This is a genomic window from Sorangium sp. So ce693, assembly GCF_051521375.1.
Lineage (GTDB): Bacteria > Myxococcota_A > Polyangia > Polyangiales > Polyangiaceae > Sorangium > Sorangium atrum.
This window is the reverse complement of record NZ_CP150347.1, coordinates 8,655,481-8,667,332: the sequence shown is the minus strand read 5'-3', so window position 1 is coordinate 8,667,332 and position 11,852 is coordinate 8,655,481. Positions and strand designations below refer to the sequence as shown.

10 protein-coding genes are annotated in these 11,852 nt (G+C 73.8%); 6 read left to right on the top strand and 4 right to left on the bottom strand.

Annotated features, from left to right (window positions below; translation table 11 throughout):
• The first annotated feature begins 37 nt into the window (after positions 1-37).
• The gene (locus WMF14_RS32230; protein ID WP_272094759.1) at positions 38-1,288 is read left to right on the top strand and encodes an NAD(P)/FAD-dependent oxidoreductase; all 1,251 of its coding nucleotides are present in this window, start codon (positions 38-40) and stop codon (positions 1,286-1,288) included.
• A 97-nt stretch (positions 1,289-1,385) separates the two neighbouring features.
• Entirely contained in the window at positions 1,386-3,056 is a 1,671-nt protein-coding gene (locus WMF14_RS32225) for a protein kinase domain-containing protein (protein ID WP_437792472.1), read from the top strand.
• Between the two features lie 30 nt (positions 3,057-3,086).
• Here the strand turns inward: WMF14_RS32225 and WMF14_RS32220 are convergent, their stop codons facing one another.
• Genes WMF14_RS32220 through WMF14_RS32210 form a run of 3 tightly spaced genes read right to left on the bottom strand, consistent with a single transcriptional unit; the run spans position 3,087 to position 7,041 of the window.
• Positions 3,087-3,950 carry a hypothetical protein gene (locus WMF14_RS32220; RefSeq protein ID WP_437792470.1) on the bottom strand — a complete coding sequence of 288 codons (864 nt, stop codon included), beginning with the start codon at positions 3,948-3,950 and terminating at the stop codon, positions 3,087-3,089.
• Positions 3,951-3,952: 2 nt separating this feature from the next.
• On the bottom strand, positions 3,953-4,837 hold the full coding sequence (locus tag WMF14_RS32215) for a hypothetical protein (protein WP_437792469.1): 885 nt from the start codon (positions 4,835-4,837) through the stop codon (positions 3,953-3,955).
• 8 nt (positions 4,838-4,845) lie between these two features.
• The gene (locus WMF14_RS32210) at positions 4,846-7,041 is read right to left on the bottom strand and encodes a TonB-dependent receptor (RefSeq protein ID WP_437792466.1); all 2,196 of its coding nucleotides are present in this window, start codon (positions 7,039-7,041) and stop codon (positions 4,846-4,848) included.
• 300 nt (positions 7,042-7,341) lie between these two features.
• Here WMF14_RS32210 and WMF14_RS32205 point away from each other — a divergent pair, with 300 nt between their 5' ends.
• Genes WMF14_RS32205 through WMF14_RS32195 form a run of 3 tightly spaced genes read left to right on the top strand, consistent with a single transcriptional unit; the run spans position 7,342 to position 10,288 of the window.
• Positions 7,342-8,319 (top strand): MbnP family copper-binding protein, encoded by a 978-nt coding sequence (locus WMF14_RS32205; RefSeq protein ID WP_437792464.1) that lies wholly within the window; start codon positions 7,342-7,344, stop codon positions 8,317-8,319.
• 5 nt (positions 8,320-8,324) lie between these two features.
• Positions 8,325-9,596, top strand: a complete 1,272-nt coding sequence (locus WMF14_RS32200) for an MbnH family di-heme enzyme (protein ID WP_437792461.1) — start codon at positions 8,325-8,327, stop codon at positions 9,594-9,596.
• Entirely contained in the window at positions 9,593-10,288 is a 696-nt protein-coding gene (locus WMF14_RS32195; protein WP_437792458.1) for a hypothetical protein, read from the top strand. The genes WMF14_RS32200 and WMF14_RS32195 overlap by 4 nt, the downstream gene beginning before the upstream one ends.
• 42 nt (positions 10,289-10,330) lie before the next feature.
• On the opposite strand, the gene WMF14_RS32190 is transcribed toward WMF14_RS32195, so the two are convergent.
• The gene (locus WMF14_RS32190; protein ID WP_437792456.1) at positions 10,331-10,675 is read right to left on the bottom strand and encodes a hypothetical protein; all 345 of its coding nucleotides are present in this window, start codon (positions 10,673-10,675) and stop codon (positions 10,331-10,333) included.
• A 553-nt stretch (positions 10,676-11,228) separates the two neighbouring features.
• On the opposite strand from WMF14_RS32190, the gene WMF14_RS32185 reads away from it, so the two are divergent.
• The gene (locus tag WMF14_RS32185) at positions 11,229-11,813 is read left to right on the top strand and encodes a hypothetical protein (protein WP_437792454.1); all 585 of its coding nucleotides are present in this window, start codon (positions 11,229-11,231) and stop codon (positions 11,811-11,813) included.
• Positions 11,814-11,852: the final 39 nt, after the last annotated feature.

Below are 11,852 nucleotides of genomic sequence, written 5' to 3'. Positions count from 1 at the left end.
CCCGCCGGCGGGGGCGCCGTGCTAGAGCGGCCCCCGCATGGCGGCGCATGAAGTCGTGATCGTCGGGGGCGGGCCGGCGGGCGTGAGCACGGCGCTCTTCCTCGCCCACCATCGCCCGGCCCTCGCCGACAGGATCGTGGTGCTCGAAAAGGAGCGCTACCCGCGGGACAAGTCCTGCGCGGGCGGCCTCGGCGAGCGAGCGGACAGGGCGCTGTCGGCGATCGGGGTGACGATCGACGTGCCCTCGGTGGTGGTGCACGGCATCAGCGCGGCCTTCCAGGCCGGCGAGGTCGCGCTCCGCGAGGGGAACATCGGCCGCGTCGTCCGGCGCGTCGAGTTCGATCGCGCGCTCGCGCTCGCCGCGCGGGCGCGGGGCGTCCGGATCGTGGAGGGGGCGCGGGTGACGGGCGCCACGCTGAGCGAGCGAGGCGCCCGCGTCGAGAGCTCGGCCGGGGTCTTCGACGGCCGCGTCGTCGTCGGCGCGGACGGCGTCGGCAGCGTCGTCCGCCGCGCGATGGGGCTGCCGTTCGGCAGGCTGCGCGCGCAGGCCGTCGAGGTCGACACCGAGCCCGTCGCGGGGGACCGGGCGCGCGACCTCCTGCACTTCGAGATGCGGGATCGCTCGTTCGCCGGCTACCTGTGGGACTTCCCCACGATCGTCGACGGGCGCGAGCTCGTCTGCCGGGGGGCCTACGTGCTGCACGAGGGCGCGCTCGACATGGCGCGCCCCGCGCCCGACGCCGAGCGCGTGCTCCGGAGCAGGCTCGAGGCGCTCGGCCTCGACCCGGACCGCTACCGGCGAAAGCGCTTCGCCGAGCGAGGCCTCGACCGGCGGGCCGTGATCGCGCGGCCCGCCGCCCTGCTCGTCGGCGAGGCCGCGGGCATCGATCCGATGCTGGGAGAGGGGATCGCCCAGGCGATCGCGTACGGGGCCCTCGCGGGCGAGTACCTCGCCGAGAAGCTCGAGGCCCGCGATCTCGGGTTCCACGACTGGGGCCGGCGCGTCGAGCGATCGCTGCTGGGCCTCGATCTGCGCTTCCGGCGCCGGGTGATGCGCGCCTTCTACGGCGCGCCGCGGGAGCGCGTCGAGCGTTACCTCCTCGGCGAGCCGTCGTTCCTGCGCTTCGGCGTCCGGCACTTCGCCGGCAGAGCCCAGCCGGCGCGCGACGCGCTCCGCGCCGCGGCGACGGGCGCGCTTGTCGCGGGCCGGATCGGGATCGAGCGTCTCGTCGCGTCGCTCCCGCCGCGCGCGCGCAGCGCCGGCAGCGGCGACGGCGCGCACGCCTGACGAGGCAGCGGGACAGCGAGGCGGGCCGTGCGCGCCGCGCGCCGCGCCCGTGAGCCCCGACACCCCCGCGACGGCCACCATGCTAGCATCGCCCTCCATGGTCGCGCCGTTCCAGCCGGCGGTCGGGATGCTCTTCGGAGAGTTCCGGATCGTTCGGCCCCTCAGCGCCGGGGGCATGGGGGCCGTGTACATCGCCGAGCAGGCGAGCACTGGCAAGCTGCGGGCCCTCAAGCTCATGCACCCGCAGCTCTGCGCGGACGCCCGGCTGCGCGAGCGCTTCGAGCAGGAGGCGCGCGTCGGCGCGCTGGTCGAGAGCGATCACGTCGTGCAGGTGATCGGCGCCGGCGTGGACGCGGCCAGCGGCGTGCCCTGGCTCGCGATGGAGCTGCTCGAGGGGGAGGACCTCTCGCAGCGCATGAGGCGCAGCGGGCTGCTCCCTGCGCAGGACGTGCACGAGATCTTCCGGCAGCTCTGCCACGCGCTCGGCGCCGCCCACCGGGCGGGCGTGGTCCACCGGGACATGAAGCCGCAGAACGTGTTCCTCGCGAAGACGCAGAGCGCGACGGCGCGCTGGTCGGTCAAGGTGCTCGACTTCGGCATCGCGAAGATCGCCGCGGAGGCGAGCACGATGGCGACCGCGTCGCTCGGCACGCCCCTCTGGATGGCGCCCGAGCAGACGGACGCGCGCGGGCAGATCTCGCCGGCGACCGACGTGTGGGCGCTCGGGCTGATCGCGTTCGCCCTGCTCACCGGGCGGATGTACTGGCGCGCCGCGAACGACCCGATGGGCACGGCGATGCCGGTGCTGCTCCGCGAGATCCTCTTCGAGCCGATCGACCCGGCGTCGGTGCGCGCGACCGCGCTCGGGCGCGCCGGCTGTATCGTGCACCCGTTCGACGCCTGGTTCGCGCGCTGCGTCGCCCGGGAGCCGTCGCAGCGCTTCCAGACGGCGCAGGAGGCCTTCGATGCGCTCGGCCCGGCGCTCTTCGTCGACCCGCGCAGCGTGCGGGCCGCCGGCGCCGCGATCTCGGTGGTGCCGCTCGGCGCCGCGGCGGCGATCACCTCGGCGGGGTCTGCCTCGCGCCTGTCGATGACCGGACCGACCGAGGTGGCCTCGGACGCGCGGCGCCCCCCGTCGACGCCCGCGCCCGTCCTGGCGAGCAGCGGGCCGGCGGAGGCCCCTGCCAGGCCTGCGCGGCGGGGGCCGATGCTCCTCGCGTGCGGCCTGGCCGGCGCCTTCGCGATGGCGGCGATCGCCTTTTACGCCGGCCGCGCGCAGAGCGACGTCCGGATGGTGCAGCGCCTGCCGGTGCCGGCGCACCCGACGGTGGTCAACCCGGGCCGCGGCGACGCGCGCTCACCGGCGCTGGCGGGCGACGCGAGCGAGCGGCAGCCGTCGCCGGGCCCTCGCGACGCTCCGGTGCCGGCGCCCGCGCCGAGGTCTCCGCGCCCCATGCGCGAAGGCGGCACCACGCCGGCGGCGACGGCGATCGCGGCGAGGCCGTTCGATCGCGGCGCGGCCCACGCGGCGCTGCAAGCGAAGGCCGACACCGCGCGGATCCACTGCAAGGGCAAGGCGGGGCCGAAGGCGGTGACGGCGCGGGTGTTCTTCAACCCCGCGGGCGCAGTGCAGCGCATCTCGATCGAGCCGCAGGTCGCGATGACCCCGGCCGGGGGCTGCGTGCAGATGCTGCTCGGCTCCGCGCGCGTGCCGGCGTTCGACGGGAGCGAGCTCCAGGACGTCACGACGACGGTCGGGATCGAGTGATCGCCGCGGGCGAGCGCGCGGCCGGACCCGTCAGGGGTCGACAGAGACGCACTCGCCCTCGCCGCGGTAGTGCCCGATCGTGCGCGAGAGCGCCGCGACGAACGCCCCGAGATCATTGATGTCTCCGGCGCTGCCCGTCCCGTAGGTGCCCTCCTCGATCGCGACGAGGCGCACCGCGGCGAGCTCCTCCAGGGTGACGGCCCCGTCGTCGTCGGCGTCCGCGGCGGCGATGGGCGCGAACCGGCGCGCGGCGGTCGCGGCCTGCAGGTCGTCGTAGAAGAAGTGGTCGCCGTGGATGGTGAGCTCCACGTCGTCGGTGCCGCCGTTCGTGACGAGGACGCCCTCGGTCTCCTTGCCGGCCTTGTCGCCCTTGCAGTCGGCGTAGCGCGTCGCGAGCGAGAAGGTCCAGTCGAGGCGCTTCTCGACCTCGCCGCCGTCACCGCTCTTCCGCGCGATCGCCTCGATGTGCACGGACGCCCCCGCCGCGAGCATGAGCGCCTTGTCCTCCGCCGTCGCGCCCTCGAGCGCGGTGTCCGCGTCCACCGGGCCGATCTCGTAGGAGACGGCCTCCCAGGGCTTCGCCTCGAGGCCGTCGAAGGTCACCACGGGCTTCGCGCCGGCCTTCGTGTGGTCGAACAGGATCGAGCCCTGCATGCGCCCTCCGACGTTCCCCTCGCGATCGGCGACGGTGACGTTCCGGACGACGAACAGGAACTTCTCGTACTGGATGCTCCAGCCGTCCGCGAGATCGGCGGCCGGGATCTCCTGCTCGATGTAGCCCTCTCCCCACGTCGAGAAAGACACGCTCCCGGCCCCAGGCTCGCCTTCGCCGCAGCCGGCGAGCGCCGCCGCGGCGAGCGCCGCCGCCACCCACATCCGTCTCGTGGTCCTCATCCTCATTCTTTCTCCTCCGGGGAGCCGGGCGCGAACGAGAGCGCGTAGGCCGTCCCCTTCTTGAGGCCGCGCGTGAAGCCGCGCTGGGCCTCGCTCTCGGGCTCGAGGTCGACCGGCGCGCCGTCGTCGCTCGCGGCGACGGCCTCGAGGTCGACCTGATCGAGCCAGACCGTCGGCTTCACGACGAGCGTGACGACGCCGGGCCCGTCGAGGAAGACCTCCTCGAACACGCACCCCTCCACCGACGGCTCGCCGGTCGCGTCGTCGAGGACGTCGGCGGCCAGCGCGCGCGCGCGGAACACCCGCGCGAGCTCGCCCTTCTCGGCGCGTCCCTCCACGGCGACGATGCGCCCGTCGAGCGCCGCGGCGAGCGGGCCCGAGGGCGGCGCGCCGAACGTGAAGCGCGCGGATCGCGCGACGCCGCTCACGGCGTCCGCGTCCGCGAGCGCCGTCGTCCCCTGCAGCAGGTCGACCGACGTCGGCAGCGTCATCTGGCCTCTCGCCTCGCCGGCCTGGTAGTGGCCCGGGTGCGCGTGCGCCTCGGGCACGGCCCACCGGGCGAGCCGCTCGAGCAGCGAGGGGCCGCCGCCCGGCGAAGGCCGCCGCGCCGTGAACGGGGCGCCCTCGAAGTAGTGGAGCGACCCGATCGCCAGGTGCGCCTTCGACAGCGTGATGGTCCAGCCGAGCGCGTTCGTGAACGGCGCGGCCGACGCCGCGTCGGGCGCGATCCGCGTCGCGAGGGTCAGGCGCTTGCCGGAGGTCGCGCCGTCGCCTCCGGCGCCGCAGCCGGCGGCGAGCGCGCCCGCCGCGAGCGCCGCGGCGAGGCGCCCCGCCGCGGCGAGGGCGGCGCGCCGACGGGATCGGGTCTGTGCGGTGGTGGATGTCATCGAGGACCTCAGCCGATGTAGAGGGAGAGCGAAGCGAGGAAGCTGCGCGGGGCGCCGACCGTCACGTGCCGCGCGGGGAGGAGGTCGGGCGCCGCGCCGCGGGTGAAGCTCGAGGGGTAGACGAACTCGCCGTCGAACCACGACGCGTCGAGGAGGTTGTAGACGTCGAGCCCGAGCTCGACGCGGTGGTAGCGGACGTGCGCCGTCACGTCGGTGACGAGCGCGTCGTGGCCGACCTCTCCGAACGGCAGGGGGCGGCCGTGGAGCAGCGTCACGCCGGCACCGGCGCGGGCCTCGAGGCGCCGGCCGAAGAGCGCGCCGAGGCGCGGCGTCACCGCGAGATCGGCGCGGGCGACGACCTGGGGCACGAAGGGGAGGAGATCCCCCGCGGCGTAGCGCCCGCCGGACGCGGTGAAGGCCGCCCGGGTGTACGTCAGGCCGACGCTCGACACGAGCCACGGCGCCGGGTGCGCCACCGCGTCGATGGCCACCCCGGTGCGGGCCGTGGCGGGCACGGGCTCGTTGCGGGCGGTCGCCTCGTCGAAGACGAGATCGTCGCTGAGGCGCGTGTGGAACAGCGCCGCCGACGCCCGCACGCGCTCGTCGGCGTAGCGGAGCCCGGCCTCGGCGGAGAGCACCCGCGTGAAGGGGGTGCGCTCGCCGTCGCCGAGGCTGCGCGCCTGGGGCGAGCGGAACCCCTGGCCCACGCTGGCGAGCGCGCGGAGCCCGGGGAGCAGCGCCACGTCCACCGTGCCCTTGCCGCCCACGTGGACGCCCATCGCGCTGCGCGCCTGCGCGCCCTGGCCGATGTCGTCGACGACCTGGTACGCGAGGCCGTCGGCGCGCAGCCCGCCGCGCAGCGTGATCCGCCGCGCCGGCCGGATCGACGCGTCGAGGTAGCCGGCGATGTCGGTCGCGCGGACCTCCGCGTCGACGAGCGTGGTGGTCGGCCTGTCGTCGACGGCCGCGAGGCGCCGCTGCGACTGCTCGATCCAGTCGGTGCGCGCGACGACGCCCGCCTCGAACGTGTCGCGGTCGGAGAGCAGAGGGAAGGTGAGCCGGTACGACGCGGTGGCGCCCGCCGTGATCGCCTCGTTGAGCTGCTGGGTGGCGTCGCCGTTCGTGGGATCCGCGAGGTACCCGGTGAAGTTCGAGCGCAGCCGGAGCGAGCGCAGCACGACGAACGGCGTGAGCGAGAGGCCCTCCCCGCGGGCGGCGCCGTCGCCCGAGCCGCGCAGATCGACGACGAGCTGCGCCCGCGACGAGTCGCCGCCCTGATCGGGATCGTACGAGGCGAAGCGGTCGACCTTGCCCGACTCGATGTCGCAGAGGCGCAGGACGCCGGCGGAGCCGCAGCGGGAGGCGAACGCCGACGCCATCACCCGCGCGGAGACGCCGGCGAGCGGCCGGTAGACGGCCTGCGCGACGAGCGACGCCCGGCCGGCGGCGCGGGCGGGCCCGAAGCCGTCGGTCCCGTACGCCTCGAAGGCCGCGAACGTGGCGTCGTCCGCGTCCTCGGGGTGGTAGGCGAGGAAGAGCCGGCGCGCGCCGAAGGAGCCCGCGGAGGCGGTGGCGGTGATCCCGGGCTCGCCGTAGGCGAGATCGAAGCGCATCGTCCCGGCGACCGCGAAGTCGCCCTGGCGCGGGTCGTACGACCCCGGCTGCGCGCGGAGCTCGCCGATCACCTCCGGCATCACGAAATGGAGATCGGTGTAGCCCTGGCCGTGGACGTTCGAGACCTCGTTGACCGGCGCGCCCGCGACCCAGACCTCGAGGTCCTGCCCGTGGACCGCGTCGAAGCCGCGGAAGAAGATCTGGTGCGCCTTGCACTCGCCGCTGTGCTGGGAGGTGAACACGCCCGGCACGAGCTGCAGCACGTCGCTCGCCGTCCGGTGGGGCGCGGCCCGGATCTCCGCCTGCCCGCGCACCGACTCCGAGGCGCTGCGCGGCGGCGCGGCGCCCTGCACCACGACCGTGATGGGCGCGGCGTCGGGCACGGGCGCCGCTCCGCCCGTTGCGCCGGAGACGGGCGCCGCTGCGCCGGTGCTGCCGGAGGCATCGCCGCCCACCGACGTTGCCGCTTCGGCCGCGAGCGGTGCCGCTGCGCCGGCGCGTGCAGGCGCGGCGCTGTCGCCGGCGCGCGCAGGCGCGGCGGACGCGATGAGAAGAAGCAGCGGGAACGCCGTGCTCAGGGAACGGACCACAGGTGGGCCGGTCAGTAGCACGATTTTCTCAGTTCGTGTTATCGTGCGGATGCGCACGCTCGCCCGGTGGGCGTGCCGGCGGTTTGGCCGACGTCGCAGGCGGCGAACGCGGTCGTGCGGTTGTCGATCGCGTCGCTGCCCGCTGGCTGCCGAAGGTTGCTCTGGGGCCGTCCGCGAGCCCTCTTCCGACGCCGGATCGACTCGCGCTCTCGGCCGGATCGCGATAGCGACAACATGTCGCATTCAGGCGAGGGGCGACGTGGCCTATCGTGGCGCGCATCGTTCCTCGGGAGGACGCTCATGGAATCCGGTCTTCGTGCATCACGGCTCTGGTTCCCGCTGGTCGGGGCGGTGCTCGCGCTCATGGCGTGCGGCGACGATGATGTGGTGAACCCTCTCGACGGGGCGTCGACCTCGACGGGCGTCGGTGGCGGCGCGGGAAGCGGCGGTGACGGCGGGGCTGGCGGTGGCAGCGGCGGGGCTGACGGCGGCGGGGGGAGCGGCGACGCCGAGACGATCGCTGTCGAGCTGCAGTTCGAAGGCCGCGTCCGCGACGAGGTGTTCTCCTGCAGCGAGACGTACGCTGTCGGCAGCGCCGCGACGGAGGTGGGGCTGAACGATTTCCGTCTCTACATCCACGACGTGCGCCTGCGCCGCGCGGACGGCGAGGAGGTGCCGCTCTCGCTCGATCAGGACGGGCTGTGGCAGGTCCAGGACGTCGCGCTGCTTGATTTCGAGGACAGATCGGGCACCTGCGCCAACGGGACAGAGGAGACGAACGGCGTGGTGCGCGGGACGGTCCCGGTCGGGGACTACGACGGGCTGTCGTTCAAGCTGGGCGTCCCGTTCGACCTGAACCACGGCGACGCGTCGGTCGCGCCGTCGCCGCTCAACCTGACGGGGCTGTTCTGGAGCTGGAACGACGGGTACAAGTTCCTGCGCCTCGACAGCGTCTCCACGGCAGACGACAAACCGTTCCTCGTGCACATCGGGAGCACTGGCTGCGTCGCCGACGCGGGCGGCAAGGTGACCGCGTGCGATCACCCCAACATCGCCGAGATCGCCTTCCAGGACATCGACCCGCTCACGACGAAGGTGCTCGTCGACTATGCGGCGCTCGTCTCGGACAGCGACCTGTCGGCGAGCGCCGACGACATCCCCGGCTGCATGTCGGATCCGTCGGATTCCGAGTGTCTACCGCTCTTCACCCATCTCGGCATCGACAGCACCGACGGCTCGCCGCGGCCCGACCAGCAGTCGTTCTTCAGGATAGAATAGGCGCCATGGCGATGTTCGCTCCGATGACCGCTCTCCGCCGCTCTGCGATCTCCTCTGCCCTCGCCGCGCTCGCGGCCCTCTGCTGTGCCTGCGGCGACGGCGATCGGCCGCAAGGCGTCGGCGGGTCGACAGGAGAGGGCGCCGGTGGGTCGACGGGGGAGGGCGCCGGCGGCCAGGGCGCCGGCGGCGATGGGGGAGGCGGCGCGAGCGCCTACGCGTGGGGGCTGCCGACGGGCTTTCCGGTGCCCAAGGTCCCCGAGGACAACCCGATGTCGTCGGTGAAGGTCGAGCTCGGCAGGCGGCTGTTCTACGACGTGCGCCTGTCCGGCAACCTCACGTACTCGTGCGCCTCGTGCCATCGCCAGGAGCTCGCGTTCACCGACCACCGCGCGAACGCCGAGGGCTCGACCGGCCAGCTGCACTCGCGCAGCTCGATGAGCCTGGCCAACGTCGCTTACCTCACGACGCTGACCTGGGCGAATCCGCTCGTCGACGCGCTCGAGGAGCAGGCGCTCCTCCCGATGTTCGGCGAGACGCCTGTCGAGCTCGGGCTCGCCGGCATGGAGGACGAGCTGCTGGAGCGGCTACAGGGCGAGCCGGTCTACCAGGATCTCTTTCCCGAGGCCTTCCCCGGCGACGACGAGCCCCTCCGCCTCGCGAACATCACGAAGGCGATCGCGGCGTTCGAGCGATCGCTGCTCTCCTACCGCGCTCCTTACGACCGTTACCGGTACGGCGGCGACCCCTCCGGGATGTCCGACGCGGCGCTGCGCGGGATGGATCTCTTCTTCTCCGAGAAGCTGGAGTGCTTCCATTGCCACGGCGGCTTCAACCTGTCGGACTCGGTGGAGCACGACGGCACCACCTTCACGGAGGTGATGTTCCACAACACGGGGCTCTACAACATCGACGGCAACGGCGCTTACCCGGAGGGCAACGGGGGAGTCTACGAGATCTCCCACAAAGAGGCGGACATGGGCCGGTTCCGCGCGCCCACGCTGCGGAACATCGCCCTCACGGCGCCGTACATGCACGACGGCAGCATCGAGACGCTCGAGGGGGTGCTCGACCATTACGCCGCTGGAGGGCGCACGATCGAGGCTGGCCTTCCCAACGCCGGTGTGGGCAGCGAGAACAAGTTCAAGAGCGAGCTCATCAGCGGGTTCGATCTCACAGAAGAGGAGAGAGCGGACGTGATCGCCTTCTTGCAAACCCTGACGGACGACGAGTTTCTGAAGGACCCGCGCTTCGCGGATCCCTGGACGGAGGCGCCGTGAGCCGAAGGCCCTTCCTGAGCCGGGCGCTCCTCGTGCCCGCGCTGGCGGCGCTCGTATCGGCCGCGATGTACACCGGGGCGTGCGGCCACAGCCACGACCACACGTCGAGCGGGACGTCGTCGGACTCGAGCCTGGATGACGTCATCTTCGAGGGCGGCGCGACCGACGAGGCCCTGGAGGAGCTGCTCGCGGTGGACCCGAAGGACGAGCCCTCGCAGGGCACGGTGTTCGACGCGCCCGAGGACGGGGCGATGCTCCCTGGCGACGCCGCGCCGGAGCTGACCTTCCATGTGGCGGGCGCGGCGCAGCGGACGACGCCTCGGGCCGCGCCGGATCTGCAGCTCGCGGCGGCCGCTGCGCCGGGGGCGCGGGAGCTCGCCGCGCCGAGGGCGTCGATCGCCGCGGAGCTCGGGGCGCTCCTTGGGCCGGCGCGCGCCGCCTGGGCTCACGGGACGCCCATCAACGGGCGCGCTTACTTCCTGGTCTTCACCACGGCGGAGCGCGAGCTGCTGCTCCGGGTGTTCACGACCAAGCTGAGCTACACGCCGGACGCGGCGGCCTGGGACAAGCTCCGCGCTGCCGGCGTACCGATCACGGTCAGCGTGATCAGCGCGCTGTTCGAGAACAACCGCATCGTGCAGGGCGGCGGTCCCTTCATGGGCGAGCCGGTCACCTTCACCGTCCTGCCCTGAGGCCGTCGCGCGGCGCTCGGCGCGCGGCGCGGCGGTGCCGGCTCAGGACGAGCGGGGGAAGATGAGCGTGTACGAGCCCGGCGCGGGGTTGAAGAGCACCGCCTTGTCCGGGTGCTTCTCCCTGTCGAAGTGGGGATACCACGGCAGCGCTCGCCAGGACTCCGACTCCTTGATGAACTCGCGGACGATGAGATCGAGCTCCACGTACTTCCCGCCGGTGATCGCGGAGAGCTCCGGTCCGAAGCTCCAGCGCTCGCGCCCAGGGCGCGGGGCGACGTCGTTGTGCAGCGCCCCGCCGTAGGCGATCACCATCTTTCCCGCGGCGTCCTCGCGGCCGAGCAGCGCCTTCGCCTCGGCGGCCGTCTGGCGCGCGATCATCTCGAGCATGGCCGTCACCGCAGCCCAGCGCGCCGCAGGGCGCCGGCGCAGGGGAGGCCGCGGCCGCGGGGGCGGCGGCCTGCGCGACGGGCGGCGGCGGGGAGGCCGGGGGCGAGCTGGAACCCGAGGCGGCGGCGCTCGCAGAAGGAGCGCCGCCGGCTGGAGCGCTCGCAGAAGGAGCGCCGCCGGCCGGAGCGCCGCAGGCGGCGAGGAAGGCCGCGGCCACCAGGGAGGTTCGCGCAGCTCGCATGGGAGCATCTTACCGAGCTCCGAGAGCTCCTGTTCAGCGCGGCGCCTCAGAGCAGCCGAGCGGCTCCCCGGCCGAGTCGCGGCCGCCCGGAGGCTCTCCCAAGGGCTACCCGCAGCCGGGGTGCTGACCCATGTTGCGCAGCGCGTGACGTGATGAGCGAGGGGCATCGTGTCCAGACGGAAGCGAAAACCTGGGGGAGCGCGCTCAGTGAGGCGTCGCGAGCGCGACGAAGCGATGCGAGAGCGCGATGAGGAGCGAGCTCGGCTTGCAGAACGCGACACGCGCGGAACGCAGGGAGAGGGGGGCTTCATCATGACCATGAGGACGAGCGGGCGGGCGGAGCACGAAGCCGCCGCAGGACACGCAGAGTCCGCGATCACCAACAGCCTGGAGCAGGTGCGCGACATCCTGTGCGGCGCCCAGTTCCGCGAGTTCGCTCGCCGGCTCTCGCACACCGACGCTCAGCTCGCCGCCCAGGCGGAGGAGCTGCGGAGCGAAGCGCGGCGGCGTCTGGACATGCTGGAGGCGCACATGCGCAGCGAGGTCGAGGCGCTCAACGCGTCGATCGAGGCCCAGCGCGTGGCCGCCGACGGCGCGCTCGGCAGCGTCGCGCGCGAGTCGCGGGAGGCGCTCGAGCTGATCGCGCAGCGGGTCCAGCGGCTGGAGGAGCTCGTGGCGCGCACGCAGCGCGAGCTCCGGCAACAGCTGCTGGATCAGTCCAAATCGTTCCTCGACGAGACGCGGCGCACGCGGAGCGAGCTCAGCGCGATGCTCGAGCGCGAGCTGGCCGCCGTGTGGGCCGACGGCGCCGACGCGATCGCGGCGGCGCCGCGCGAGGCGGCGGCGGAATCGGAGCGGTACCAGAAGGCGGAGCGCCGCTCGGACGAGGCCGCGTGAGGCGGCCGCGCCGCTCCGGCCGGCGGAGCGAGCGCGGCG